Consider the following 26197-nt stretch of genomic DNA (forward strand, 5'->3'; position numbering starts at 1 on the left):
TGGACGGGGAACCGAATCACATGCCGAAACTGGTTTGAGCTGACGCTCAAAGAGGGTCTTACGGTGTTTAGGGATCAATGTTTCAGTGCCGATATGAATTCTCCTCTGACACAGCGTCTGGATGATGTTAGAGCGTTGCGTGAGCGGCAGTTTGTCGAGGATGCAGGGCCGACGGCTCATCCGATTAAGCCGGATCATTATATGGAGATCAACAACTTCTACACCGCTACCGTCTATGAAAAGGGTGCCGAGGTAATTCGGATGATGCATACGGTACTGGGAGCGGATCGATTTCGTCGTGCTATGGATCTCTACTTCGATACGTTTGATGGAGAAGCGGTAGGGACAGAGGATTTTCTGTGGGCGATGCAGAGTGAAAGCCCGATTGATTTGAATCAGTTTAAACGGTGGTATTCTCAAGAACGTACCCCGACACTCCATATTTCGAGTACCTATTCTCCTGAGCTTTCTGAATTGGTGCTCCGAATCGTCCAAAAGATTCCGAAAAATACCAAAAATCAAGAGCAATTCCCTTATGCGTTGCCTCTGAATATTGCCCTTTTATCCAAAAACGGCGAGGAATTTGATCTGATAACTTCAGATGTTATTCTCCTCAATGGAACGACATTATGGATAACGGATGAGGTCACTGAAGTGAGATTTAGTGCGATCACCTCTGCGCCAAAACTTTCATTGAACCGCCATTTTAGTGCTCCGGTGGTTATTGAGTGTGACGAAGTCGATTATCCGTTTTTGATGGCGCATGATAGGGATGGATTTGTCCGTTATGAGGCAGCGAACCGTTTTGGTATCGAAACCTTAGAAGCGATGATGAGTGGTGCTGAGGTGAATGAACGCTACATTGAGAGCTATGGGGTTTTGTTACGTGATAGCATGATGGACCCGATGTTTAAATCGCTAGCGTTAGAACTCCCTAGCATTACGACCATGATGCAGCGCCAAGAGACGATCGACGTGGATTCATTATTCAATGCCCAAGAGAAGCTAAAATGGGTATTGGCAAAACGCTATTTTAATCAACTTCGAGAGGAGATTATTGCATTATACACACCAACGAACACCGATATAGACGGTCTCAGCATCGGAAAACGTGCTCTGAAAAATCGCCTTTTAGGGATTTTGATGAGTTTGGGGGATGAGTCGATCAGCCAAATGTCTCAAGAACACTACTATGAAGCACGATCGATGAGTGAGCGTTTAGCGGCGTTGGATTTACTAGAGAACTACGCCCCTGATTTAGTCCATGCACCGTTGGCGGATTTCTATGATCGCTATAAGGATCAAACTTTGGTGATGAATAAATACTTTAGTGTTCTGGCCTCCTCCAGACGTGAAGCGACTCTCTCTAGAGTCGTAGCACTCCAAGAAGACCCAGCGTATGATGTTAAAGTACCGAATTTGGTTCGCTCTTTGATTGGTTCCTTTGCCCGTAATCCGGTTGCTTTTTATGAGAGAAGCGGAGATGGATTTAGATTTGTTGCCGACAAAGTGATCGAAATTGATGCTTTAAATCCTCAAATCGCTTCAGGTCTTGCAGGGGCATTTAAAAATTATGGACGTTTAAATATCGATCAAAAAACAAAAATGGGGATTGAACTGGAGCGGATAAAAAATCATCCGAATCTTTCTAATAATGTGTATGAGATTGTTTCAAAAATTTTGGAAGCTTCTTAATAATTCACTCTTTTATATGGCTCTATTTAAGAGCCTATATCATCTCAGTTCGCATTTACAGATAAGAAAAGTCTTTTTTTACTCCTCTTCATCCGGTACATCTGTTGGTTGATTCTTTGAGTCATTATCACTCTTTGGTTTTAAAAATTCGTACACAATAACTATCGCAAGGAAGGTAACGGCTAAACTGATAGATTCATTCATGGCACACCTAGTTCTTTTTCAACGTATCTGCCCATTGGAGTCTCTCCATCAGGTGATCGTATACCTGTGCTACTTCTTTGGGGGTTGCTTCCCCTTTGTAATCCATTTGGGCACGGGCGAGGGTACGGTTATTATCAGTGAGTGTAATACGGATATATCCATCGAAATCAGATCCGAATGATTTACTCTGAGCGTTCGTGCATTTTGTGCAATGGATATAGATTGTCATTTTGATCGGTGATGCGGAATCGGTTTTAAAATCGCTTTTGAGTATACTATTGGGATCTTCGATTTGCAATGTAATGGGCGGATGGGAGATTATACTTGTATCGGTAATCTCTGTGTATATTTCTCGCTCCAAACATCCGATTAGAATGAACAATAAGAGAACGAAAAAAACTGTTTTTCTCATAATAGGTTAGATATTTGTAATACTAAGAAAATGATTACATGGAATGAGGATTTAATCACAATAGCCATAGTTATCATAAAGATATACCGCTATAATTACCGCCTATTCGAAGTGTTTTCATAGTAAAGCCTCCATCATTAAGATAGAATATATTCTATTGTAGTTTAGATTAGCTTATTATTAATATAATTATACACAAATATTAATTCTACACTTTAGTAGCGTTATTTTTAGAAGGAGAGTTATGATTCAATTAGAGATTCCGGGGATGGAACGGTTGGAAATTGAGCATTTGGTACTCGATTATAATGGGACGATTGCTTCAAACGGGGTGATAATCGCGGGTGTTATGGAGAAGCTGGAAAAGCTTTCGGTGTTACTCGATATCCATGTATTGACGGCAGATACCTACGGTTCTGTCCATGAGCAATGCGACGGACATAATCTCTCTGTTCATGTGATTGGAAAATATCAACAAGATCGTGAAAAACTTATTTTGATCGAATCACTAAAATCCCAGCATTGTATTACGATCGGAAACGGTAAAAACGATGCATTGATGCTCTCTTCTTCTGCACTAGGGATCGCCCTGATACAAGAAGAGGGGACAAATACAAAAGCTCTATTGGCTTCGGATATCGTTTTTCACTCTATCCATGATGCTCTAGATTCTCTTTTGAATCCACAGAGATTAATTGCAACGCTGCGCAACTGATTTTTTACATCCCTGGAATGCGAGGGATATAGCCCATTTTTGAAAGTTTGTAATACCATCCCCATCCGATTTTGAGCCAGTGTCCGATGATGGGCATAGGGATCAGGATCGCTTTCTTGTTATCGCGATAGACAAATCCGGCACCGTTACCCGTATCCATAACACAAAGGATATTGAGATGATCTTTGTATCCTTTTTTTTCTCCTAATTTTAGCCCGAGTGAAATAGCACTATTATGAGCGGCATTGCGTGCCATTACCTCGGCGATGTGACCCTGTTTGGCTTTCCAATCAGGTCCTTCAAGAGCACTCGCATCACCGATGGCATACCACCCTTCAACCCCGTTGATTTCACAGTAATTATTAACGTGGATAAATCCGGCCTTGTTTTGTGGAAGATCGGAAGATCGAATCAGTTCAGAGCCATTTCCTGCGGGGATAAACATTGTTAAATCGCTCTCCAAGATGGAATCATCTTCGAATACCACACTATTTTCTTCAAACCGCTTGATTTTCTTGCCATAATGGGTTGCGAAATGATTACGTTTAAACATAGTTTCAAGCAGTTTAAGCGCTTTGGCTCCCATTCGTGCGCCAGGTTCGGCCATAGGGGCGAAAAAGGTCATTTCGAAATTGTCTCGAATTCCGAGTTTTTTGAGACGGTGGTGGAGATTAAAAAAGAGTTCAAACCCCGGACCTCCGCGTACACCGCTAGGATCGTTTGGGTTGCCTCCGAAACCGAATGCGATTTTACCGCTCCCTTTCGCGATGAGTGCATCGATTTTTTCTTTGAGGTGTATCGATTGCTCAGGTGCCCCGCAGATAGAAAGTGTGTATTCCAATCCATCGTGGTTGACTTTGGCCGCACCGGTTGCGATAACGAGATGCTCTGCAGTACGGACTCCCCCCTCTTTGAGGGTGATGGTTTTTTCAGAAGCGTTGATGTTGATTACTTTATCAACTGTTAATCTAATAGTGTGTCGTGCGGCTATTTTATCGAGTGAAAAAGCGACATCTTCAAAACGGGTAGTTTTGACAGGGATCCATATAGCGATAGGGTAGATAAAAACATAGCTTCGATCGCTGATGAGTTCGACATCGAATCCCTCTTTGCGGTAATAAATTGCCGCTTCAACGCCGGCAATGCCACCCCCAATAATCATAACACTTTTCATTAAAATCCACCTATTTTAAACTATAATATTAACTTATTATAATTGTCATTTAGTCTATATTGCAATTATAATACTATTGACGCTATAAGTCAACATAAGATGATATTTTATTCGTCAAATAATATACATTATGATTTTTTTGTGGAGATGATCTTTTTCAGAGAGAGATAAAAAAAATGGAGTATAGTGATAAAGAGATAAGCTAGCAGGGTATAAACAAACGGATGGAAAAAGTTTCCTCTCTCCATCATAAGGGTAAATCGTTGATGTGGCGCGTTTAAGAGATCAGGATGCATCAAGAAAATTAACGTAAGAAGTAACACCCCAAAGATAAAAAGCTCTCGACGCAGAATAAAACCCATTTTACATTAAACCTCGCATCATCAAATGCCAGTACATCGGCTTGAGCATATAAAGATCAAAGGCCCACCAAATCCAGCGCTCTTCACCGATATCAAGAGGAAATGAAGGTGCGGCACCGAGATAGTTAAACTCAGCCAAAATAATTTTGCCATATTGGGTTTTGAGCGGACAAACAGTATAGCCGTCAAATTTCTCAGTCAATGCTTTTTTCTCCATTTGAGCAATCAGATTGGCAACCATTATCGGTCCATGATGACGTGCACTTCCCCCAGTTTTACCCAACGGGATACCACATACGTCACCGATTCCGAAAACGTTATTGTAGCGGTTGTGCTGAAGTGTCTCTTGGTCTACTTCTAGCCATCCCGCTGCACTCCCCTTTTGCCATCCGAGCGGTGAATTTTTGACCGCATCCGGTGCGCTCATCGGAGGAACGATGTGGATAAAGTCGTATTCGAGAGGAACGCGAATAACCTCTTCGATCATTTCGTACTCTTCGAGATCTTCGTCATACGCCCCTTGGGTCAATTTTTTCGTTTCAAAGGTAGCGATTTTTTTCTCTGCATCGATAGCGACGAGATTATGCTTAAATTTGTTAGTGATATTGCCATATCGAGGTTGAACCACTTTTGTCAGTGTTTCGTTGACGGCAGGGACACCAAAGAGTTTATCACCGTTCATGGCAAAGGTAAAATCGGCGGTTAATGAGGCTTGTTTGAGGTAATCATCTGCAAGATAAAGGATTTTTTGAGGTGCACCACCACATTTGATTGGTGTTGCAGGTTGAGTACAGATAATACGAGGTTTACCTTTGCGTGCAGCTTCTTTAAGGTCGTTAAACCACTTCCAAGTGACTTCTCCCCCTTTTGCGGTCCCTTTTTCGAGGTCATTCAAATAGACACTTGAAATACCGTTTTTACCAATCATGTCAGTAGTTAGACCTTCGATTGCCTCATAGTGGTAGACCAATCCGGTTGCAACGACAAGGAAATCATATTTGACGATTTCTCCGCCGCGTGTTACAACGTTATTATTATCAGGATCGAACGATGAGACTTCGTCTTTAATCCATTTGACATCATGGGGGATGAGATCGAGGTTGCTACCGATAATATCTTCAGGTGCGTATTCGCCTGATGCTACAAACACTTGTCCCGGTTGGTAGATATGTACTTCATTCGGGGCGATAATAGTGATATCAGGGTTAGAGAGGGCACTACGTAAACGGGCCATTGCCATAATCCCTCCCGCACCTCCGCCGACGATAACGATTTTACCTACAGCATCTGATGCGTTCGCTTTGGTCGCCGTTCCGCTGGTAGAAGAAGCGATAACGCTCGCAGCGATTGGGGAAAGTCCCAAAAATTTAAGGGCATCACGACGTGACATCCCCTTGGTGGTCATATCAAGTGGATTTTTTTCAATTTTAGACATCGTTGCTCCTTAGTATTGGTAACGCACAAATGCGCGTAGTTCTTGAGAATTGTCGAGATTTTGGCTATCTGGATCCATCATATAGGACGAATTAGCACGGTAGTGGTGATCAAGGTATGTATAACGCAACTGTGCGGTTAAATTTTTACCGACGATAGGAATATTCCAATATCCTTCGTAGACGTTACCGCGTGTGGCAATTTTCGATCCTATGATCGAATCTTCTGCCCATGTCATCGGTGTCCAATATTTGCTTCCGTAGTTGTACTCTAACCCGAAACGTCCCCCTTCCGTGATTTGATCGGGAAATAAAAATCCTGCCCAAAAACTGTAACCGGTTTTATTTTCTAACGAACCAAGAATAGGGATATCGCCGTCTGGATTCGTATGGGTCATCGCGACGCTGGCAAAGAGGGTTGAATCATTGAGGAAGTCAACCTCTTCGTTCAGCCCATCCAGCTGATAAGAAATTGCCCCAAGCTGAGCGGTTCCGGCTGCTTGAGCATTTTGCCCTTTGATATTGGTGATTCTTGCGTATTGCGCCATAAGATTGTTTTGTCCGTCGTTGTAAAGCGACATAGGTAAAACGAGGAAGTCGACGGTATCATCACCGGTCGTTGTGTCTGTCAAGTATGGTGATGTAGCGTTATTCATTGGATCATTAGAACGACCGTAAACGACTTTCAGATACGACCCTGGTAAAAATACTTTATCAAGATCAAACTGTACCATCGCCGCATCGACTTCCATGTTGGTAATGTGTGCCAGTGGAGAGCCCGGCTTTTTATTTCCTTCACGATGATTGGCTAAGAAGCCATCGGTTGCGGCACGTCTTCCAGCACTGAAGCTCATCGGTACATCCCAATCGTTACCAAACTTATAAACAAAATAGGCTTGGCGCAAACGAAGATCAACATCATGTGGTTGAGAACTTGCACGCCAATTATCGCCATTCCATCCTATATCTTCAGTTTGAGCACCCCAGTAATTGTATACGGCTAGTTGCCCGTAAAAGAAAAGCTCCTCGGTTGCTTTTGAGCCCATGCCGAGCCATAAACGATTTGTCATCAACGTATTTGATTTGGTTTCAGCTATCTCTTTGTAATCGATGCTGTGAACAGCACTGCGAAAATCAATATCCCACTTGATATTGTCATTCGCACTTTGGGCGTTGACTTTAGAGATCATCTCAGATTGAGCGGTCTGCTCCTCTTGAATCACGGTTTGTGATTCTTGGAGGGTGGTTTGTGTTTGAACGATAGAACCTTGAGCTTTTTCGAGATGCTCGATCCGTTTCATTAACATTTCGATCTGTTTTTGCAAAGCGGCTTCATCGGCATGAGTGATCGTACTGATTATAAGTGCTGCGGCAATTGATAGATGTTTAATCATTGAATTTCTTCCTCAAGTTATTTAGAGTGACTTCTCTTTAGATATTCCGATTCGTTTATTATGATAAAAGCGAGATGGAAGATTTAAAGAGAGTTCGTATTATTGAAACCCGAGGATTTCAATAGTTTGTGATTAGCAAGAAGGGATATTTCCACTGTCTTTTGCAAAATCGTGGACGAAATCGTAGTAATGATTTTCAAGTTTTTTGAATTTATCACCTTCAAAATAGGCTTTACCTGCTGGACAAGCTTCGGTCATTTTTTTGTTCAATGTACCGGCTTTATATGCTTTGTCCCAGTCTGCTTGTTTGTATTTAGCAGCAAATACTCCACCAGTAATACCGCATGTCTCTTTGAGATTTTTTTGATAAAGTTTTTTTCCTTTATCGGCATCAGCCAATACTGAAGAGCTAAGAACACTTACCGAGAGTAGTGCTACCATCACTGCTTTTGTGAATTTTGTCATTATGAAATCCTTTGATACTTTATAAACTGAATGAGGCAAAAATACCTCAAATACTCTGAGCGCAAATGATAGCTTTTTGAATATAAAAATAATATAAAGTTAAGTAATATATTAGCTGATATTATAATAATGAATTAAATCGTCAAATAATATTTATTTATAATCTATATAATGTATTGTTTTTAGATCAAAAGTTAGATTTGTGCATCAACTTGATTGTGAAAAATAGTAACACCTATAGCTTTTATCGAAATTTTAGTTTAAATTATAAGGGTTATTTTAAGGATGTGATATAATTGTGATACATTGGGTATATAATCAACTTTTATGGAATTTATCGAAGGAGAAAATATGGCGAGATTAATTGTTCTCGGCGGCGGTGTTGCCGGACATACGGCAGCTACATTCGCAGCAGATTGGCTAGGACGTGAACATGAGGTGGTAGTAGTTACCCCAAATTCAAAATGGAACTGGATCCCCTCAAATATTTGGGTGGGTGTCGGTCAAATGACGAAAGAAGAGGTTACTTTTGATCTCGCCCCTGTATACAACAAAGCAGGAATTACCTACAAGCAAGCAAAAGCGGTAAGTCTTAATCCTGAGGGAAATGCTAGCAGTGACAAACCATTTGTGACGATCGAGTATACCGGTCAAGGCAAAGCAGGAGAAAGCGAAGAGGTTACGTATGATTATTTGATCAACGCTACCGGACCAAAATTGAATTTTGCGGCGACTCCTGGGCTTGGCGATGCTAACGGTTTGGGCGAATTTACCGTTTCCGTATGTACAGCCGATCACGCCGATCATGCGGCACATGAGCTCGCTAAATGTATCGAAAAAATGAAAAAAGGGGAGCGTCAAAAATTCCTCGTCGGTACAGGACACGGTATGTGTACGTGCCAAGGCGCGGCGTTCGAGTACATCTTCAACATCGAGCATGAAATCAATAAAGCCGGTGTCCGTGATATGGCCGACATTAAATGGATCTCTAACGAGTCATTTATGGGTGATTTCGGTATGGGCGGATTGCACATGAAAGTGGGCGGTTATGTCGTCAGTAGCCGTATTTTCACCGAATCTTTGTTTGCAGAACGCGGTGTTGAATACATCATCGGTGCACACGTCAATCGTGTTGAAAAAGGGAAGGTAAGTTATGAACTTCTCGATGGTTCTATGGGTGAAGAGACATTTGATTTCTCGATGTTGATCCCTCCATTCGCAGGTGTCGGCCTTAAAGCTTACAACAAAGCGGGTGAAGATATTACCGACACCGTATTTGCACCGAATGGCTTTATGAAAGTCGATGCAAACTATACACCAAAACCATACGAAGAGTGGAAAGCATCTGACTGGCCGCGAACGTACCAAAATCCAAGCTATAAAAACCTCTTTGCAGCAGGGATTGCGTTCGCACCTCCGCATATCATCTCTAAACCGATGAAATCGCCAAATGGCACCGTCATTAACCCAACTCCACCACGTACTGGTATGCCAAGTGGTATCATCGGTAAAGCGGTAGCACACAGTGTTTGTGATTTGATCAAAAAAGGGCCAAGTGCGCATTTACATGAAGCTTCTATGGCAGAGATGGGTGCAGCGTGTGTTGCATCAGCCGGTAAAGGTTGGTTAGATGGACAAGCAGCGGCGATGACCGTTTATCCTGTTGTACCAGATCATGAAAAATATCCGGGAACGGGTCGTGATACCGATTATACTTTCGGAGAAATCGGACTTGCAGGTCACTGGATTAAGCATATCTTGCATTTCTTGTTTATCTATAAAGCAAAACTAAAACCGTTCTGGAAAGTAATTCCGGAATAAAGAGACGTTCGATCATCAAAGAGGGCTCCTCTTTGATACTAAAATACCCTAATTAGGAGATAATAATGGCAGTAAGACCTGAAGAGTTTAATTTCGCAAAAAATGATAAATTTCATACCGCGATGATTCCTGGAAAAACAGCACGTTTTTTCCGTACATGTAAAATTTGGCAGTTTATCCGTTTCGTGATCATCAATATTAAAATGATCATCGTTGTGAGCAAAAGTCACTAACACACCTTGCGATGGCTCTCGAGCCATCGACATTTCCTCAAAGTAATCCACTATGATTCAACCTCTTCTAAAATACCCTGACAGTCGAATTAGATTGATTTCCTCTAATGTCCGTTTCTTTAATGATGAACTGCAATCTTGGATCACCGACATGATTGATACGATGAGGGCGCATGACTTGGATGCGCTGAGTGCGATATTAATCGGTATTCAATACAATATTGTTATCCTTAAAGAAACCGACAACTATGTTCCTTATATCAATGGACGATTGATTAAACATTCTGGAATGTCGAATCAAACAGAGCGAAGTCTCTATTACGAAGGGATTAGTGTTGATGTTGATCGTTATGAGAACGTGACGGTTGTGTATGAGGATGAAGAGGGGAATCAACATTATCGAGATCTTACCGGAGCTCAAGCACGAATTTTTCAGCAACAGCTCGATTATTGCTATGGATCCACGTTTGTCGATCGTGTTGATAAAGAGATGAAAGAACGGATTAATGAATATTTGGAGCATGGGCTTGTTGCTGATGGAGGTTCCTGTCCAGTTGTTTTTTATCGCGATTATTTTAAACGTGGGGTAAAATATCTTATTTCTGGGATGTTCCTCTCTTTAGCTACACCATTTTTTGTCTCTGCAAAAGTTCAAGAGTGGGTTTATCGCATTGATATCTTTGCACTTATTGCAGCGGTTGTTTTAATGATAGTCTATTTTTTCTATGCACAATACGAATCACGATTGTACAAACAATGTACCAGTTGCCAAACGGGAAACATTATTGGTACCGTTGCTATTTTAACTTTTCAGCTTTTACTTACCAGCTTAGGAATTTTTCTCTGGGTTGCACCTTAATAATAAAAAATTATACTTTTAACTTTTTTTTAGTATCATAAAGGATGAATTTTCTCACACAAGGAATCCTGTATGCCTCTTTCAGAGATAACCGCACTAACCCGTTCTAAAGATATCTTGATCGGAGAAAAAGAATCCATTTTGGATGAATGGGTATCTGAAGCGTTGTGTGCAACGATTCTTGAGCGGCATGAAATTGATATCGTTTTTTTTAAAAATAAATATGCTAGAAGTGTGTTTGATTATTTTATGGGGGTGGTTTCGGGGACAATGACAATCGGAGAATGCCCGGTTATTGGAGAATTGATCGAATACCTCAAAAACAAAGAGTTACGAGCAGATGAGCTTTTTGCTCTTTGTACCCATTTCAAACGTTCTGTATTAAATGCAAGTTATCGTCTTGGGATCAATGATCAGGCCATGTTCAATGCTATTAGCTATCTGTTTGATCAAAATTTTGCCGGAGTGTTAAAGCTATACACCGATACTATCTATCAAAAAGAACAAGAGGCGATCAATGCTTCAAAAGCGAAAGAGTATTTTCTCTCCAATATGTCGCATGAAATACGTACTCCACTGAATGCTATTTTAGGATTCGTATCCTTATTGCGTGATGAGACAACCAACCCACGTTATCAGCAATATCTAGAAATTATCTCTAATAGCGGCGAAAATCTTCTCCATATTATTAATGATATTCTTGATTTTTCTAAACTTCGCAGTGGTGAATTTACAGTTGACCCGCAACCTTTTAACATTCATGATGAGATATCGCATACGATGGAACTTTTTGTCCCAGGCGCCAATTCCAAGAATATTACCTTGACCAGTTTCATTGATCCTTCGATTCCGTATGAGTTAGTTGCTGATGCGTTGCGGATTAAACAAATTGTTGGAAATTTTTTGAGCAATGCAATCAAATTCAGTCATAACGCTGGAGCTATTCATGTTGAAGCACGCTACGATAGTGGTATGTTGTCACTGTCGGTTGCTGATGAGGGGATTGGTATTGCACTCAGTGAACAAGAGCGTATTTTTGATGCTTTTTCTCAAGCGCAAGAGAGTACAAGTAAATTACAGGGTGGGACAGGACTTGGGCTTTCAATCTGTAAGCAGCTCTCTTATCATATGGGGGGAACAATCGAATTACAATCTTCCCCTTCTAATGGGAGTATTTTTACATTGAAAATACCAGTTGCGGTAAATCAAGAGTGCACCCTTAGTAAGTTTGATGTTTCCATGTACGAAGGGATTCGTTTTGCATTATTAGCATACGATACTTCTGAACAGTATAAACTCGAATCGTTATGGAAGTATTGGGAACATTTTGGGTTTGTGGTGAAGCAAATCAACACACTCGATGAAGAATTTGATCTATTGATTTTTTTGGAGAGTTCGATTGACGATGTACTGCGAATGGAGATTATTGAAAGAAAGATACCTTCAGTGGCTATTTTAGACTTTTTAGATGATCGCTATGATACTGTCAGTTCAATAGCCCCTTTGACCTTTCCGATTTATTGTACGAAACTCCAACATGCTTTAGGTGATGTTTTAGGGCTTAATCCGCCGAGTACAGCGGGTGCTGCGATAATGGGCAGACGAGGATTTGTGGGGAGAGTATTGGTGGCAGAAGATAATTTTGCGAATCAAGAATTAATTAAAATTATTTTGGAACGCTACGGTGTCTCTTATGAGATTGCATCGAATGGGAAAGAGGCATTTCAAAAGTATCGATCAGATCTCTTCGATCTGATTTTTATGGATGAACAGATGCCTCAGATGAATGGTAATGAAGCGACGGCCAATATTTTAGTGTATGAACAAGAGACTGGGCGGAAGCATACGCCCATAGTGGCATTGACGGCTAATGTGATAAAAGGTTCGCGTGAACGTTCAATCCAAAACGGCTATGACGCTTTTTTAGGAAAGCCGATCGTTCTCAAAGAAATTGAACAGCTTATGGAGCGCTATTTACAATTGACAACCATTGTTTCAACAGAATCAATCGTGCCGGTCGCATTTAAATGGGGTAATATAGACATGAACCATCTCAAAAGCGCTTTGATGCTTGAAGAAGATCAAATTGAATATTTGTTGGAAATTTATCGCCAAAAAATGGAGCACTCGCTGGATGAATTGGCGGATGCCATTTCAGCTAAACACTATACAAATATCGCTTTTATCGCACATTCGCTAAAAGGTTCAAGTGCTAATTTTCGTTTTGATGAACTCTCAAGACTCTCTTGGGTCATCGAAGAATCGGCAAGTGAAGAAGATGGTGAGTTTGATTTTAATGAAGCGTATATGGTCCTACGAAGCGAATTTGAGAAAAAATTTAAGTGATACCACTATTCTTCGAGATAGTAGCCAACACCTGAAGCATTTTTAATGACATCGGTCGGAAGTTTAGAACGTAGTCTCCACACAAGAGTCCGAACACTGTTATCTGTTGCTCCTTTAGAGTCCCATACATAATTAATTGCTTGTTCAAAATCGACGACACTACCTAGTTGGGCTACCATAAGACGGATAAATGCGTTCTCTTTTTTGGTGAGTTTGATTTTTTGACTTTGATAAAATGTCTCTCCTAAACCGGTATCGTGACGGTATCCCTCACCAAATTCGACGATAGGTTTATCAGAGAGTTTTTTGGCATAAACCAATTTTTCGAGCTCTTCACGGTCAGATTTGAGTTCATCGATATTGGAGGAGCGTTTTTTCTCCTCTTTGAAGCGATAGAGAGCCATTTGAATCGTTGTATGAAGATTGATTGGATCAAAAGGTTTGACGATGTATCCATAAGGCTCAGTTTTTTTGGCTTTTGAAAGCATTTCATTGTCAGAATGTGCTGTCAAATAAATAAAAGGGAGTTGGTTTTTGTCACGGATGTATTGGGCGAGTTCAATACCGTCCATCGTTTTTTGTAAACCGATGTCAATGAGGGCAATATCCGGGTTGTAGATTTTAATTTTATTTCGAGCAGTAACGGCATTGTCGACTAAAGAGATGACATCATACCCTTGCTTTTCAAGGGACATCTTTAAATTTAACGCGGTTACTTCATCGTCTTCTACAACTAGCACTTTTATGGCAATCATAAGACCTCTTAAATTATTATAATTTGTGATGATTTTATCACAAATTTTTTTAAAAACAATACTTTGCATGAGAAAAATAATCATTTGATCGTCTCCTTATTCTTTTTGGTAACAGCGTATTTTTAGGGGAACTTCAATCCAAAAGGGTATAATCGCGATAATATACCTTGCCAAGGGATGCACACCATGCTTGATTTTGATAAATTTACCAAATATTCTAAACCGGGGCCTCGCTATACGAGCTATCCGACGGCATTAGAGTTTAGTGATACCTTTGATTATGATGGATATCTATCCAAGCTTCATGCACAAGATCCGGCGCGTCCGTTGTCTCTTTATTTTCATTTGCCGTTTTGTAAAAATGCTTGTTATTTTTGCGGCTGTAATGTCGTATTTACCTCCAAAGAGGATAAAAAAGAGCGCTATATCGATTATCTTATTCGTGAGCTACAAATTTTAAGCACCCATATCGATGTCAACCGTCCCGTGATTCAGCTCCATTTCGGTGGGGGAACGCCGACATTTTTTGATGCGGATCAATTAAACCGAATTATCAGCGCAATCAAAAGCCATTTCAAAAATTTTACCTCTGAAGCCGAAATCAGCTGTGAGATCGATCCACGTCATATCAATGATGATCAGATGCGGGTGATGAGTGAGGCCGGATTCAACCGTGTGAGTTTTGGGATTCAGGATTTTGACGAAAAAGTACAAGTGGCAGTGCATCGTGTTCAGCCGTATGATATCACTAAAGCGGCGATGGATTTAGCACGTAAATACAACATGGTGAGTGTCAATGTCGATCTCATCTACGGGTTGCCGTATCAGAGTTTGGAGACCTTTAAAAAGACTCTTGATCTTGCGATCTCACTCGATCCTGATCGTTTTGCGGTATTTAACTATGCCCATGTGCCGTGGCTCAAAAAAACGATGCGTAAAATCGATGAGACCACCTTGCCGCATCCGGCCGAGAAGCTCGCCATTATGCGCTACACCATCGATCATATGTCTGAGCTCGGATACCGAATGATCGGGATGGATCACTTTGCTAAAGCTGAAGATGAACTCTTTAAAGCGATTGAAAAAGGTGAGTTGCACCGTAACTTCCAAGGCTATACCACCAAAGGGGGTGCGGATTTGATCGGAGTCGGACTGACCTCTATCGGTGAGGGGATTGACTATTACGCACAAAACTTCAAAGATATGGAGAGCTATGAGGCCGCTATCGATGCTGGGCGTTTGCCGCACGAGCGTGGGGTAGCATTAAATGAAGATGACCGTATCCGCCAATACGTTATTATGGAACTGATGAGCAATTTTAAACTCGACATTACTCGATTCGAGCGACTTTACGGTGTGAAATTCGCAGAGTACTTTGCTGATGCGATCGAAGCGCTGAAACCGTTCGAGGCCGATGGGCTCCTCACTATGAGCCCTACATCAATTGAGTGTTCAGTGACGGGAACACTTTTGATCCGAAATATTGCGATGCCTTTTGATGCGTATATGAAACGTCACGCAAGCTCTGATAAAGCCTTTAGTAAAACGGTGTAAGTGGATGGAAAAACGCGAACTCTTTCATTTTACCGATACCTCTGATGCGTGTATCAAATGCGGTAAATGTATCCCTGTCTGTACGATCCACAATGTTAATGCTGATGAGGTAACCTCTCCTCGCGGGTTTATCGATCTACTCGGCGCGTATGAACGGGGAGAGCTGGAGCTAGACAGAAATGCGAAAGCGATATTTGAGAGCTGTTTTTTATGTACCAACTGTACCGATGTGTGCCCTAAAGCATTGCCTACCGATATGGTGATTGAGCAAGTGCGTGCCGATCTCGCCGATAAATACGGGATTGCATGGTTTAAGAGGGCGTTTTTCTATCTCTTGCGCCACCGCAGCACCATGGATGTTTTGTTTAAACTCGGATACGTATTTCAGACGTGCGGATTTAAGATCAAAGCTGAGATCAACTCGATGCAACCGCGTTTTAATCTCCCGATCATTAAAAAAGATCGCCTTTTGCCCTCTATGGGGAAAACCTCGTTTATGAACAGCTATCCTGAGAATATCTCTAACGGCGGACAACGTCGTGTGGCGATCTTCATCGGATGTTTGGCTAATTACAACTACACCGAAATCGGCAAAGGGCTTTTGGAAATTCTTGAAGCACTGGGTATCGATACTTTTATCCCAAAAAAACAGCTTTGCTGTGGAGCACCTGCTTATTTTACGGGGGATTTTGCGACGGTCGATCATAACGCCAAAAAGAACATTGTCTATTTCGAGAGCTTTATTGATGAGGTTGAAGCGATAATTATCCCCGAAGCGACGTGTAGCGCGATGATCAAAATCGATTATGAGCATTTTTTCCACGATCAGCCTGAGTGGTTGGCACGCGCCCAAAAACTCAAAGGCAAAATCTTTATGGCAACTGAGTGGCTGGAGCAGAAAACAGAGTTGGGTGCATTGTTAGCGAGTAAAGGGCGAAGTGATTTAGTGGTTACTTATCACGATCCGTGCCACGCTCGTAAAATGCAGGGAGTCTATAAAGAGCCGCGAGCCTTGGTCGGACAAAACTACACCATCACCGAGATGAGCGATCCGAACGCCTGTTGCGGGTTCGGCGGTGTGACAATGCAGACGGAAAATTTCCATTTCGCTCAAGCGGCCGGACGTCCAAAGGCCGCTATGATCGCCAAAACGGGGGCAAAGGTGGTTACGGCAGAGTGCAGTGCGTGCCGTATGCAGATCAACAATTCGATGAATGAAGCGGATGTGGATGTCGTCTTTAAAAATCCGATCGAATTGATCGCCGAGGCGTTGCGCAAATGACCACCACAGAAGTCGAATCATTTCTAGAGACGTTTCAAACTCTTGTGATGGCGTCTCTTACCCCTGAGGGGAGTCCACATGCAAGTACTGCCCCGTATGTCAGAGTGGGAAATGATTTTTATATCCTGATCAGCACTGTTGCACAACATGGGCGTAACCTCCTTTCTCAGCCCAACATCTCACTCCTCTTTCTCGAAGATGAATTGCAATGCGTTCAGCCCTTTGCTCGCAAACGAGTGACCATCGAGGCGGTTGCATCGGAACTGAGTAGAGATGATGATATGTATAGTATCGTCATTGAACGTTTGAAAGCTCACTTTGATACGGAATTGGTCACTTCATTAACCCAAATGGGGGATTTCCACCTCTTTAAACTTTCCCCCAAAAGCGGCAGTGTGGTGATGGGATTTGGTAAGGCCTATCGGCTGGATGAAAAGTTAGAGGTCATGACACAAATTATGGGTCAACATCAGAAGGCACACCCCAATGGATAAACTTCTCATAGTATGGAGTAGTGGCGAAATCGAAGTCGCTAAAAAACTGGTATTACTTTATGGCAGTGTTATTTTACCGCGCGGGTATTGGGATGAAGCCCATCTAATGGTGTGGGGTCCTTCGGCGAAGCTATTGGCTGAGAATACCCAGTTGCAAGAGATGGTTGCTAAAGTGATTGAATCGGGTGTAAAAGCCTCAGTCTGCGTCGTATGCAGCGATGATTATGGAGTCACAGAACAGCTTTCTTCTTTAGGGATCGAACCTACCCATACGGGAGAGTTCTTGACGCAGGCGCTTAAAAATGACTGGAAAGTGGTGACGTTTTGATGGAATTGTGGCAGCATATTTACGAACATTTTAACCCTGTAGCATTTAATATTTTCTCTATCCCCGTCCACTGGTATGGGTTGATGTATGTTCTCGCTCTCTTAAGTGCCCTCGTAATTGCGAAATGGATCGTCCAAAAAGATAACATTGCGATTACCAAAGATCAGTTGGACGATTATTTTATCTATGCAGAGATCGGGGTGATCTTGGGTGCGCGATTGGGGTATATCCTCTTTTACGACACCCATACGATGTACTATCTCACGCAGCCGTGGCAGATTTTTAATCCGTTTATCGATGGGCAGTTTGTCGGTATTCGGGGGATGAGCTTTCACGGAGCGATTGTGGGCTTTTTGATTGGTTCGTACCTGTACCATCGTCGTCACGGCATCCCTTTCGGTCGGTTGATGGATTTGGTGGCGGTATCGGTTCCTCTCGCATACGTGTTCGGTCGGATCGGAAATTTTCTCAACCAAGAGTTAGTAGGACGTGCAACCGATGTGCCATGGGGAATCTATGTCTATGATACCCTCCGTCACCCTTCACAGCTGTATGAAGCGTTCGTTGAGGGGATTGTGGTCTTTGTGATCATCTATGCGTATCGCCACCGTAAAGCGTTCGAGGGTGAGTTGATTTTGTTGTATGGATTTTTATACGGGATCGGTCGGGGAGCAGTCGAGTTTTACCGCGCACCCGACGCGCAGATCGGTTATATACTCGGGCAATGGATGACGCTGGGGATGGCGCTTAGTTTCGCGATGGCAGGAGTTTCAGCGATTTTATGGGTTTATTTCAAAAATCGTACTTATTAAAATCGAATACAAAAATGGTGTATCCCCTCGTTGTACTCGTACTGTAAATCAAAGCGGTGCAATTCACAGACCGATTGGGCGATGTAGAGCCCCAATCCTAAACCACCGTCTCCCCGCTCGGTAACAAACGCTTGCAACGCCTCTTCGACCGGACGTTTGAGAGGTTCTCCGCTGTTTCGGATGCAGATTTTTGCTCCGTCGCAATCGATATGGATCGGATATGACGTTGCGTGGCGTATTGCATTATCAATTAGGTTTTGGAGCGCGCTGGTAAAGAGGTCACTATCGACCATGATGCTCTGTGTACATCCACTGATCTCTACGCTATCCTCCTCTATCATCAGATTATCCATTGCGTTGAATATCATCGAATCGAGACTTTTTGCACTTTTGGAGAGAGAAAAAGCATGCATTTTCTCGATCTCTGCCATTTGGCGGATAAGGTGTTCAAGTCGTAAAAACAATTTAGCAAGTAGATTACGGTTAGGACTCGGATCTTCTAGTTCGACGATGAGTTTCCCTTTGGTAATCGGAGTTTTGAGCTCATGCATGATGTTGCGCAAGAAAAGCTCACGTGATTTTTTCAGTCTGTTTTGTTTCTCTAATGCATCGTAGAGCGAATTAGAAATAAGGGCGATTTCATCTTTTCCATTGTTGGGAGAGTTATCGATCTCTTCCCCCTCACCGTAGCGCTGTATTTGCTCATAAAGGTATTTAAGCGGTTTGAGATTGCTCCACAGCAGTAGATACATGCTCACTAACCCGCCTAAAAGGGCAAAAAATAAAAACCAGACGAAATAGTAGGTTTTTCCCTCCGCCGTATCACGATAGAGCATAGTGCAATGCCCCTCTGAGAGTTCGTAGATAAATCCGACATCATCTTTATAGATTGTGACTTTGATGTTGCGAGAGCGAAGTTTCGATTGCATCGGGGGAGGGAGGCGGATTGCTTCGCATTTTGGTGTTTTGGCATCCATTACTTTAAAGCCGGCTTCGGCTAACTCATGGTTTTTTTCCATACAACTTCGGGCTTTTGTTTCATCGATAATACGGGAGAGTTCCATAGAACGGTGAGCGAGAAGGTGAAGTTTTTGACGTTCTTGTTCGGCAAGAGCAGAGAAAAAAAGCAAAACCAATACGATCAGTGCGAGTAAAAAGAAAGCATGAAGCTTGAAAAATACCGAGTGGCGGCGGGAAATCATAGAGTGAATTGATATCCCATACCCCGAATGGAACGGATAAGGGTAGGGTGTTTGGGATTGGGTTCGATTTTTTGGCGTATCCGGCTGATGAGGACATCGATACTTCGTTCACTGCTTTCCCAACCGATAGACTCAACGTTATTGGCGATAAAATCACGTGAGATGATTTGACGGTGATGTTTGATGAGGAGACTGAGTAGTTCGAATTCAGCGCGGGTGAGCGGGAGGAGTTCCCCCTCTTTGTAGATGCCGTTTTCATCGACACGAAACATATCACTGCTCGCTTGAATGGTTTTTCCATTGATACGGCGTAATAAGCTTTGGATTCTAGCAACTAGTTCTCTGGGCTCATAGGGCTTTGGGAGGTAGTCATCGGCACCGAGTTCGAGTGCGATCACTTTGTCTCCCAAATCACTCCGAGCCGAGGAGATAATGATCGGGATGTCGCTTTTTTCACGAAGCGCTTTGCAGACATCCAATCCGTCCATATCGGGGAGGGTGAGATCGAGTAAAACGAGATCATACGATTCGATCCCCAGTGACGATAATGCCGCTTTGGGATGAGCGTAGCTAATGACCTCCATCTGATAACGGCTCAAATATTGGGTCAGGAGATCCGATATTTCGAGGTCGTCTTCAATCAGGAGGATTTTGATCATCGTATTTACTTGTTATTGCAGTTTTTGCAACCCATACCGCCCATTGCGCCCTCACCCATGTTCATACCTTTCATATCACCTTTCTTAGGACAGTTTTTTGGGCCGTTTCCTTGTCCCATCATCATTTTCATCCCTTCTAATTTCCCTTTTTGTTCAGGGGTAAGAACCGACATCATTTTTTCGTGCTGTTTGTTATGAAATGCTTTTCCCTCTGCACGAATCGCGGCAACTTGCTCTTTTTGTTTGTCGTTTAGATCCAATTTTTCCATCATCGGAGGGAGTTTTTTGGTGTCACATTCACATTTTTGCATCATTCCGCCCATGCCGCCTTTATCGCCGCACATTCCACCTTGCATTCCACCTTGCATCGGGCATGCCATTAACGCGGTTGCACCTAAAATCAGTGCGATACTTAGAATCTTTTTCATTGGTTTCTCCATTTGGGTTATATTTATACTTTGACAGTATAGAGGATTCATGTCAATCTTATGAGAATTTACTGTTAACAAGATTAATGAACGATCTCTTCGCTTTGAGCCTCGGTGATTTTCATCAGTGTTAAAAAGAGTACTGTAATCGCTGGTCCGATAATCATCCCCCAAAAGCCAAAAGTTGCGAGTCCGGCTAAAATAGCAAAAAAGATAATGAGTTCATTGATCTTTTCTTGGGGTTTGATCAATTTTTGATTAATAATTTTGATAATGATCGGTTTGATAAAGGTATCGGCAACGACAGAGATCACAATAATGGTATAGAGTGCGATAAAAAAAGCATTTTCAGTATTTCCCAAAGAGAGTTCAAATAAACTAAAGGGAAGCCACATAATGACCCCTCCGATTACAGGGATTAAAGAGGCAAAGCCATACATAATCCCAAAGAGCAAACCATTATATCCCATGTACTCGATAGCAATCCCAAACAATGCTCCTTGAAAGACTGCAGTAGCGAGGATAGAGTAAAAAACGACACTCATGGAGGAGCGCATCTCGAACATAATGAGAGTACTCTCTTGTTGTGGAAAATGGGCAGAGCGTTTAAAAAATTCAAAAATCTCCCGTCCATAATAGTGAGCCACAAAATAGAAAATAAGGATAAAAAGGGTGCCTGAGAGAAATGACATCGCAAAACTACCGATTTGAGACGCATAAGCGATAATATTCTGCGAAAAAGCGGTAGGATCAAATCCGACCAACGACGCTTCTATTTTTGCTTCGAAACGGGAGAGTGAAGGGGGCAGATGAGTGAGCCAGAGTCTAAACTTGCTCTCTATAGTACTCATCATCATTGGATCGAGATTTTGCATCATTACTGAGATATGAAATAAAAAATATCCCAACGGTGCAAAAAAGAGCAATCCTAACATTATGGTAGAGAGTGCTGACGCCCAAAAACGACTTTTCGTAAGATGTAAAAAGCCCATTTGAATATGGTGAGTAGAGATCGCTAGCAGCGAAGCGACGATGATACTCATCCAAAACGGTTCATATAAAACGTAGATTCCATACGAAACAATCAATAATAATACGAGGGTAAAGTGCTCTTTTTTCATGGATAACATTATTCAAACAGTCCGTTTTGAGGGATTCCGAATTTTAAGAGTTCATAGGTTTTAGCGGTTGCAACCCGCCCGCGCGCAGTTCTCTCCAGATAACCGTTGGCGAGGAGGTAGGGTTCCAATACATCCTCGATCGTCCCCTCATCTTCACTGAGTGCGGCGGCGATGGTGGATAGACCCATTGCCCGCCCTTTGGCCTCCATCAGTAGTTTAAGGAGGCGGATATCCATCTCATCAAACCCGTTGGCATTGATCCCTAGCTGATCGAGGGCGTAGCGGGAGCGTTCATGTAAAATTGCGGATTCGTTAGCGACATCAGCGAAATCCCGAACCCGCTTTAGCAGTCGTAACGCGATACGCGGTGTTCCGCGTGAGCGTTTGGCGATCTCGTGAGCAGCCTCTTGGTCAATATTTTTCCCCAGTTTTGTGGCGGCTTGGGTGATGATGGCGCACAACTCATCGGGGTTGTAAAACTGCATCCGAAAATTCATCCCGAAACGATCACGTAGAGGGTTTGAGAGCATCCCTGCACGAGTGGTTGCACCGATGAGGGTAAAGCGTGGGAGGTCGATTTTGACTGTCTGTGCCGCTGGTCCTGAGCCGATGATGATGTCGAGACGAAAATCTTCCATAGAGGGGTAGAGGATCTCTTCGACCGCAGGGGAGAGGCGGTGAATCTCATCGATAAAGAGAATATCGCCTTCTTCGAGATTGGTGAGGATGGCGGCGAGATCACCGCTTTTTTCAATCATCGGGGCGGCGGTGACTTTGATATTACTTCCCATCTCATTAGCGATGATGAGGGCTAACGTCGTTTTCCCTAAACCCGGAGGGCCATAAAAGAGGACATGATCGAGGGCTTCACGCCGTTTCGAACTCGCCTCGATAAAAACCCCAAGATTCTTTTTGATCTGCTCTTGTCCGATGTACCCATCCCAACTGCTAGGACGGAGCGAGGTTTCGACAACCTCTTCGGCGTTAAATTTTTCGATCTCTACGATTCTTTCCATGCGATTAGCAGGTCTTATTAGATGAATCTGAGGTATTGGTTGAGTTATAAGCGCATGCATTTTTGCTGCAACATCCTGAAAGAGCAAACATTAGCGCAATAGCGAGTAGACTAGTAAATATAGTTTTCATTTGGAAACTCCTTGTTTTGTACTTCGGTTTTGTAGTTTGAAACGGCCTTTTTGACGCTTGACGCCCCGTTCATGTATTGTTTGACGAATTTCGGGACAAAGGGTTCATACAGTCCGAGCATATCGGAGAACACGAGTACCTGACCATCTACGCCGTTACCCGCGCCGATCCCGATAACTGGAATGGAGACACTTTGAGCGACACGGGTTGCTACATCGGCTTTTACCCCTTCGATCACGAGGATAAAAGCTCCTGCTTCCTCGATTGCTTGTGCATCGGCAATCAACGTGAGGGCTTCGGTTTCAGTTTTGCCTTTGACCTTGTATCCCCCCTCAGCGCGAAACGCTTGAGGGAGGAGTCCGATATGTCCGCAGACGGCGATTCCGTTGGAGGTGAGATGGTGCACGAGGTGGGCTTTGTCGGTTCCCCCTTCGATTTTTACCGCATCGGCTGCGGTTTCTCGATAGACACGGATAGCATTTTCCAGAGCAGTTTTTTCATCGCAATACGAGCCAAAAGGCATATCAGTGATGACAAATATCTCTGGAGCACCTTTGCACACGGCATTGGTATGATAGATCATTTGATCCATTGTTGCACTCAGAGTATCGGGATTTCCTCCAAAACTCATATTGAGACTGTCACCGACGAGGAGGATATCAGCGCTTTCACTAAAAAGACGGGAGAAAAGGGCATCATACGCCGTGATCATCACGAGCGGAAGGGAGCTTTTGCGTTTTTGAATCGAACCGATTGTCAGTTTTTTCATTGTTGTCTAAACTCTCATGTGTATTAATGGAGATAGTTTACCCAAAATTTCCCTCTCAAAGATATTGCATGACATTTTAAAGTAGATGATTAATGAAAAGCTAGATATAATTCCCACATTATAGGAGAGTTCATTATGGGGATACGGAGTGCTCTAGAAGCTAATTTCGACTTTGAAATCATTGACGAATTTTTAGATCATTACGCAATGATGTCTGAAGTTATGGAATCTTTAATTATTGATTTGGGCAACGTTGAACGTTACCATCGCAGTATTGAAGAGCTATTTCGGATTTTTCATAATGTCAAATCAGCTTCAGGCTACCTGCAAATTCAGCCGATGGTTCGTCTCTCCACCTTTGTGGAAGATGCACTAGAACAGCTAAGAACTCGTGATAAAATTGTTAACGAAGAGACGATTAACTGGCTGATCAGCGTTGCCGATATGTTTATGCAGTGGCAAGAAGATTTTAAAATGGATAATGAACTCACTAAAATCCACTTTTCACTTTTAATTTTACCCGATATGGAGAAAGCGTGAAGCAACTCGTAGCTTACATTACTGCAGGTTATCCTGATAAAAATTTTACCGTTGATTTAGCATTGGCTCTCGGTGAAAACGGTGTTGATACCCTCGAACTCGGTGTTCCATTCTCAGATCCGGTTGCGGATGGTCCCGTTATCGAAGCGGCAAATCAGCGTGCCCTCGAAGCGGGATTCCGTTTTGCTGATCTTTTAGATATTTCCACTGCGATCACCCCAAAAATCGATACATTATGGATGGGTTATTTCAATCTGTTTTACCAATACGGTATGGAAAGTTTGCTCGATAAGGCGAAAAGCATCGGTGTAAACGGTTTGATTATCCCCGATGTACCCTACGAAGAGGCAAAAAACTATCATAATCTTTTTGAGAGTAGAGGCTTGGCCAATATCACGTTTGTCGCTCCGACCGATGGGGAAGAGCGAATTGCACTTATTACCGCAGAAGCGCGCAAGTTTATCTATCTCGTCGCCTACGCGGGGATCACCGGAAGTGGAAAAGCGGAAGATTTGGCTCCGACCTTAGCGATGATTAAACGTCATACGCAGACCCCCGTTTATGTCGGCTTCGGTGTCAATGAGAAAACGGCAAAAGAAAAAGTGCAAGGGGCGGACGGTGTTATCGTCGGTTCGGCGATAGTCAACATCCTTTTGGATGATACCCTAAGCAATACACAAAAGATTGCACAATGCTGTGCACTTACCCGCACAATCAAATCTCTTATCAACGAATAAAGAAGGCAGAGAACCCCAGTGTGCAGGGAATGCATTTCTGGGCTGTTCTTTTCCTCTCCTTTACCTTACCTCTTTTCGGTGATAACAACATCTCAAGCAGTGCGCCGAAAGATTATAGCCCTACGTTTATCAACGTCAATGAAGAACTTCCCTATCGCTATAAATCCGTCGTCGAAGATTCTCTCTATCTGCAGCTGATTATGCTCTCATCGATCGGAGCACTGGCAATGATGCCCGAAGATATAACCAACTGGAATGCGGCGAAACTCGAAGAAAAGTCCCTCTCTCAGCGATGGAAGGATCACGTCACCACGAGACCTGTCTGGGATAATGACAACTGGGCTATAAACTACATCGGTCATCCTGTTTCGGGTGCTTGGTATTATACGATGGGACGAAATGACGGGTTATCGATCGGAGAGTCGGCCGCTTTATCAGCCTTGATGTCCACTTTTGTCTGGGAATACGGGTACGAGGCTTTCGCTGAGGTTCCCTCGATTCAGGATCTTATTTTTACCCCTTTACTCGGTTCTTTTTTGGGGGAGGGGATGTATATCCTTGAGGGGAAACTGGATCGACAGGGGGGAGTCGTTTTCGGCTCCAGAGCGTTGGGAAACGTCAGTTATTTCTTTCTCGACCCGTTGGGACGCATTGCCGATGGGATGAAAAATGCCCTCTTGTTTTTCCGGATTGATCTAGACGTAACGATGAGTATTCAAACCTATCCGCAGTTTCGCGCAATCCCCCATCATCTTAGTGGTGAGCCGACCGATTCGATCCTCTATAGTGACCGTGAAATCGGCTTCATTCTCACTTTTCAGTAGTCTCTGTATATTACATATTCATTTACGCAGCTTAGGGTATAATTGCGCAATAACTTCGGTTATCCTTTTTTCTTGTGGGGGCGACATGGCTTCGACTGGATCAAGAAGGTTTAGGTTGCATCGCCGGACTGAGCAGCTCCGTTATACGGCTCACACTTGCTTAAACGCAAACAACACTAATTACCGTCCTGCTTACGCTGTAGCGTAAGTTTAATTTAATTTAGGACTGCGCTACCTTCCTATGCTATAACTGGAAGGGCTTGGCGTATAACCCCTGTGATAGCTATATTCTTGGAGTGTCTCGGACTTGAATGAATTTAGAGAATTGGATGACGTAGCTTTGCACGTTGTGTGATAGTCATCTGAAAAACAAACAACGTTACTAAGCATGTAGACGCCTTTACTTCCTTGGTTTAGGACTCCGGTTCAATCC

General features: G+C 42.9%; 27 protein-coding genes and 1 other RNA gene. 15 read left to right on the forward strand and 13 right to left on the reverse strand.

Annotated elements, in window-relative coordinates; genetic code table 11:
- Window positions 1-1695, forward strand: a 1695-nt coding sequence (locus PHR02_RS07450; protein WP_299990689.1) for a DUF3458 domain-containing protein, incomplete at its 5' end; no start/stop codon positions are given.
- Window positions 1696-1773: 78 nt separating this feature from the next.
- Here the strand turns inward: PHR02_RS07450 and PHR02_RS07455 are convergent.
- Window positions 1774-1899, reverse strand: a complete 126-nt coding sequence (locus PHR02_RS07455; RefSeq protein WP_299990691.1) for a hypothetical protein — start codon at window positions 1897-1899, stop codon at window positions 1774-1776.
- A 7-nt stretch (window positions 1900-1906) separates the two neighbouring features.
- Complete coding sequence (locus tag PHR02_RS07460) at window positions 1907-2311, reverse strand: hypothetical protein (protein WP_299990693.1); 405 nt, start codon at window positions 2309-2311, stop codon at window positions 1907-1909.
- A gap of 244 nt (window positions 2312-2555) precedes the next feature.
- Here PHR02_RS07460 and PHR02_RS07465 point away from each other — a divergent pair, with 244 nt between their 5' ends.
- Window positions 2556-3026: an ATPase P gene (locus PHR02_RS07465; RefSeq protein ID WP_299990695.1), complete on the forward strand. Its 471-nt coding sequence runs from the start codon at window positions 2556-2558 to the stop codon at window positions 3024-3026.
- A 4-nt stretch (window positions 3027-3030) separates the two neighbouring features.
- On the opposite strand, the gene PHR02_RS07470 is transcribed toward PHR02_RS07465, so the two are convergent.
- From PHR02_RS07470 to PHR02_RS07485, 4 genes are all read right to left on the reverse strand, one after another.
- Complete coding sequence (locus PHR02_RS07470; RefSeq protein WP_299990697.1) at window positions 3031-4200, reverse strand: FAD-dependent oxidoreductase; 1170 nt, start codon at window positions 4198-4200, stop codon at window positions 3031-3033.
- A 363-nt stretch (window positions 4201-4563) separates the two neighbouring features.
- Window positions 4564-5997: an FAD/NAD(P)-binding oxidoreductase gene (locus PHR02_RS07475; RefSeq protein WP_299990699.1), complete on the reverse strand. Its 1434-nt coding sequence runs from the start codon at window positions 5995-5997 to the stop codon at window positions 4564-4566.
- A 9-nt stretch (window positions 5998-6006) separates the two neighbouring features.
- Window positions 6007-7389 carry a DUF3373 family protein gene (locus tag PHR02_RS07480; protein ID WP_299990701.1) on the reverse strand — a complete coding sequence of 461 codons (1383 nt, stop codon included), beginning with the start codon at window positions 7387-7389 and terminating at the stop codon, window positions 6007-6009.
- Between the two features lie 132 nt (window positions 7390-7521).
- On the reverse strand, window positions 7522-7854 hold the full coding sequence (locus PHR02_RS07485) for a cytochrome C (RefSeq protein ID WP_299990702.1): 333 nt from the start codon (window positions 7852-7854) through the stop codon (window positions 7522-7524).
- A gap of 351 nt (window positions 7855-8205) precedes the next feature.
- Between PHR02_RS07485 and PHR02_RS07490 the strand changes: the two genes are divergently transcribed.
- From PHR02_RS07490 to PHR02_RS07505, 4 genes are all read left to right on the forward strand, one after another.
- Complete coding sequence (locus PHR02_RS07490) at window positions 8206-9675, forward strand: FAD-dependent oxidoreductase (RefSeq protein ID WP_299990703.1); 1470 nt, start codon at window positions 8206-8208, stop codon at window positions 9673-9675.
- Between the two features lie 65 nt (window positions 9676-9740).
- Window positions 9741-9908, forward strand: a complete 168-nt coding sequence (locus PHR02_RS07495) for a hypothetical protein (RefSeq protein WP_299990704.1) — start codon at window positions 9741-9743, stop codon at window positions 9906-9908.
- 52 nt (window positions 9909-9960) lie between these two features.
- Window positions 9961-10767, forward strand: coding sequence for a peptide deformylase (locus tag PHR02_RS07500; protein ID WP_299990706.1), 807 nt, complete (start codon window positions 9961-9963; stop codon window positions 10765-10767).
- A gap of 72 nt (window positions 10768-10839) precedes the next feature.
- The gene (locus PHR02_RS07505) at window positions 10840-13113 is read left to right on the forward strand and encodes an ATP-binding protein (RefSeq protein WP_299990708.1); all 2274 of its coding nucleotides are present in this window, start codon (window positions 10840-10842) and stop codon (window positions 13111-13113) included.
- Between the two features lie 5 nt (window positions 13114-13118).
- On the opposite strand, the gene PHR02_RS07510 is transcribed toward PHR02_RS07505, so the two are convergent.
- The gene (locus tag PHR02_RS07510) at window positions 13119-13952 is read right to left on the reverse strand and encodes a response regulator (protein ID WP_299990710.1); all 834 of its coding nucleotides are present in this window, start codon (window positions 13950-13952) and stop codon (window positions 13119-13121) included.
- Window positions 13953-14054: 102 nt separating this feature from the next.
- Between PHR02_RS07510 and hemN the strand changes: the two genes are divergently transcribed.
- Genes hemN through lgt form a run of 5 tightly spaced genes read left to right on the forward strand, consistent with a single transcriptional unit; the run spans window position 14055 to window position 18338 of the window.
- A complete protein-coding gene (gene hemN, locus PHR02_RS07515) occupies window positions 14055-15422 on the forward strand; it encodes an oxygen-independent coproporphyrinogen III oxidase (protein ID WP_299990711.1) in 1368 nt (455 codons plus the stop codon).
- Window positions 15423-15426: 4 nt separating this feature from the next.
- A complete protein-coding gene (locus PHR02_RS07520) occupies window positions 15427-16704 on the forward strand; it encodes a (Fe-S)-binding protein (protein WP_299990712.1) in 1278 nt (425 codons plus the stop codon).
- Window positions 16701-17198 (forward strand): pyridoxamine 5'-phosphate oxidase family protein, encoded by a 498-nt coding sequence (locus PHR02_RS07525; protein ID WP_299990713.1) that lies wholly within the window; start codon window positions 16701-16703, stop codon window positions 17196-17198. The genes PHR02_RS07520 and PHR02_RS07525 overlap by 4 nt, the downstream gene beginning before the upstream one ends.
- A complete protein-coding gene (locus PHR02_RS07530) occupies window positions 17191-17526 on the forward strand; it encodes a DsrE family protein (protein ID WP_299990715.1) in 336 nt (111 codons plus the stop codon). The genes PHR02_RS07525 and PHR02_RS07530 overlap by 8 nt, the downstream gene beginning before the upstream one ends.
- Window positions 17526-18338 (forward strand): prolipoprotein diacylglyceryl transferase, encoded by an 813-nt coding sequence (lgt, locus tag PHR02_RS07535; protein WP_299990717.1) that lies wholly within the window; start codon window positions 17526-17528, stop codon window positions 18336-18338. Before PHR02_RS07530 ends, lgt begins: the two co-directional genes overlap by 1 nt.
- On the opposite strand, the gene PHR02_RS07540 is transcribed toward lgt, so the two are convergent.
- The 6 genes from PHR02_RS07540 to panB form a co-directional block, all read right to left on the reverse strand.
- A complete protein-coding gene (locus tag PHR02_RS07540; protein WP_299990719.1) occupies window positions 18335-19540 on the reverse strand; it encodes an ArsS family sensor histidine kinase in 1206 nt (401 codons plus the stop codon). The two genes, lgt and PHR02_RS07540, sit on opposite strands and share 4 nt — an antisense overlap.
- Complete coding sequence (locus PHR02_RS07545) at window positions 19537-20199, reverse strand: response regulator transcription factor (protein WP_299990721.1); 663 nt, start codon at window positions 20197-20199, stop codon at window positions 19537-19539. Before PHR02_RS07545 ends, PHR02_RS07540 begins: the two co-directional genes overlap by 4 nt.
- A 5-nt stretch (window positions 20200-20204) precedes the next feature.
- Window positions 20205-20627 carry a hypothetical protein gene (locus PHR02_RS07550; protein WP_299990723.1) on the reverse strand — a complete coding sequence of 141 codons (423 nt, stop codon included), beginning with the start codon at window positions 20625-20627 and terminating at the stop codon, window positions 20205-20207.
- Between the two features lie 83 nt (window positions 20628-20710).
- Window positions 20711-21748: an AI-2E family transporter gene (locus PHR02_RS07555; RefSeq protein WP_299990725.1), complete on the reverse strand. Its 1038-nt coding sequence runs from the start codon at window positions 21746-21748 to the stop codon at window positions 20711-20713.
- 8 nt (window positions 21749-21756) lie between these two features.
- The gene (gene ruvB, locus PHR02_RS07560) at window positions 21757-22764 is read right to left on the reverse strand and encodes a Holliday junction branch migration DNA helicase RuvB (RefSeq protein WP_299990727.1); all 1008 of its coding nucleotides are present in this window, start codon (window positions 22762-22764) and stop codon (window positions 21757-21759) included.
- Window positions 22765-22874: 110 nt separating this feature from the next.
- Window positions 22875-23663, reverse strand: coding sequence for a 3-methyl-2-oxobutanoate hydroxymethyltransferase (panB, locus tag PHR02_RS07565; protein ID WP_299990729.1), 789 nt, complete (start codon window positions 23661-23663; stop codon window positions 22875-22877).
- Window positions 23664-23798: 135 nt separating this feature from the next.
- Between panB and PHR02_RS07570 the strand changes: the two genes are divergently transcribed.
- From PHR02_RS07570 to ssrA, 4 genes are all read left to right on the forward strand, one after another.
- Window positions 23799-24203, forward strand: coding sequence for an Hpt domain-containing protein (locus PHR02_RS07570; RefSeq protein ID WP_299990731.1), 405 nt, complete (start codon window positions 23799-23801; stop codon window positions 24201-24203).
- A complete protein-coding gene (trpA, locus tag PHR02_RS07575; protein ID WP_299990733.1) occupies window positions 24200-24940 on the forward strand; it encodes a tryptophan synthase subunit alpha in 741 nt (246 codons plus the stop codon). The genes PHR02_RS07570 and trpA overlap by 4 nt, the downstream gene beginning before the upstream one ends.
- Window positions 24941-24969: 29 nt before the next feature.
- Window positions 24970-25764: a DUF3943 domain-containing protein gene (locus PHR02_RS07580; RefSeq protein WP_299990735.1), complete on the forward strand. Its 795-nt coding sequence runs from the start codon at window positions 24970-24972 to the stop codon at window positions 25762-25764.
- 76 nt (window positions 25765-25840) lie between these two features.
- Window positions 25841-26197: a transfer-messenger RNA gene (ssrA, locus tag PHR02_RS07585) on the forward strand; the annotation flags it as partial.

Origin of the sequence: Sulfuricurvum sp. (genome assembly GCF_028688295.1) — a bacterium.
Lineage (GTDB): Bacteria > Campylobacterota > Campylobacteria > Campylobacterales > Sulfurimonadaceae > Sulfuricurvum.

Coding starts and splice junctions, on each gene's coding strand:
- PHR02_RS07480 (WP_299990701.1), bottom strand. CDS start 7,389: ATGATTAAACATCTATCAATTGCCGCAGCACTTATAATCAGTACGATC.
- hemN (WP_299990711.1), top strand. CDS start 14,055: ATGCTTGATTTTGATAAATTTACCAAATATTCTAAACCGGGGCCTCGC.
- PHR02_RS07525 (WP_299990713.1), top strand. CDS start 16,701: ATGACCACCACAGAAGTCGAATCATTTCTAGAGACGTTTCAAACTCTT.
- PHR02_RS07465 (WP_299990695.1), top strand. CDS start 2,556: ATGATTCAATTAGAGATTCCGGGGATGGAACGGTTGGAAATTGAGCAT.
- PHR02_RS07550 (WP_299990723.1), bottom strand. CDS start 20,627: ATGAAAAAGATTCTAAGTATCGCACTGATTTTAGGTGCAACCGCGTTA.
- PHR02_RS07495 (WP_299990704.1), top strand. CDS start 9,741: ATGGCAGTAAGACCTGAAGAGTTTAATTTCGCAAAAAATGATAAATTT.
- PHR02_RS07455 (WP_299990691.1), bottom strand. CDS start 1,899: ATGAATGAATCTATCAGTTTAGCCGTTACCTTCCTTGCGATAGTTATT.
- PHR02_RS07470 (WP_299990697.1), bottom strand. CDS start 4,200: ATGAAAAGTGTTATGATTATTGGGGGTGGCATTGCCGGCGTTGAAGCG.
- PHR02_RS07500 (WP_299990706.1), top strand. CDS start 9,961: ATGATTCAACCTCTTCTAAAATACCCTGACAGTCGAATTAGATTGATT.
- PHR02_RS07505 (WP_299990708.1), top strand. CDS start 10,840: ATGCCTCTTTCAGAGATAACCGCACTAACCCGTTCTAAAGATATCTTG.
- PHR02_RS07475 (WP_299990699.1), bottom strand. CDS start 5,997: ATGTCTAAAATTGAAAAAAATCCACTTGATATGACCACCAAGGGGATG.
- PHR02_RS07485 (WP_299990702.1), bottom strand. CDS start 7,854: ATGACAAAATTCACAAAAGCAGTGATGGTAGCACTACTCTCGGTAAGT.
- PHR02_RS07580 (WP_299990735.1), top strand. CDS start 24,970: ATGCATTTCTGGGCTGTTCTTTTCCTCTCCTTTACCTTACCTCTTTTC.
- PHR02_RS07570 (WP_299990731.1), top strand. CDS start 23,799: ATGGGGATACGGAGTGCTCTAGAAGCTAATTTCGACTTTGAAATCATT.
- PHR02_RS07545 (WP_299990721.1), bottom strand. CDS start 20,199: ATGATCAAAATCCTCCTGATTGAAGACGACCTCGAAATATCGGATCTC.
- ruvB (WP_299990727.1), bottom strand. CDS start 22,764: ATGGAAAGAATCGTAGAGATCGAAAAATTTAACGCCGAAGAGGTTGTC.
- PHR02_RS07460 (WP_299990693.1), bottom strand. CDS start 2,311: ATGAGAAAAACAGTTTTTTTCGTTCTCTTATTGTTCATTCTAATCGGA.
- PHR02_RS07530 (WP_299990715.1), top strand. CDS start 17,191: ATGGATAAACTTCTCATAGTATGGAGTAGTGGCGAAATCGAAGTCGCT.
- PHR02_RS07555 (WP_299990725.1), bottom strand. CDS start 21,748: ATGAAAAAAGAGCACTTTACCCTCGTATTATTATTGATTGTTTCGTAT.
- PHR02_RS07510 (WP_299990710.1), bottom strand. CDS start 13,952: ATGATTATTTTTCTCATGCAAAGTATTGTTTTTAAAAAAATTTGTGAT.
- lgt (WP_299990717.1), top strand. CDS start 17,526: ATGGAATTGTGGCAGCATATTTACGAACATTTTAACCCTGTAGCATTT.
- PHR02_RS07520 (WP_299990712.1), top strand. CDS start 15,427: ATGGAAAAACGCGAACTCTTTCATTTTACCGATACCTCTGATGCGTGT.
- panB (WP_299990729.1), bottom strand. CDS start 23,663: ATGAAAAAACTGACAATCGGTTCGATTCAAAAACGCAAAAGCTCCCTT.
- PHR02_RS07540 (WP_299990719.1), bottom strand. CDS start 19,540: ATGATTTCCCGCCGCCACTCGGTATTTTTCAAGCTTCATGCTTTCTTT.
- PHR02_RS07490 (WP_299990703.1), top strand. CDS start 8,206: ATGGCGAGATTAATTGTTCTCGGCGGCGGTGTTGCCGGACATACGGCA.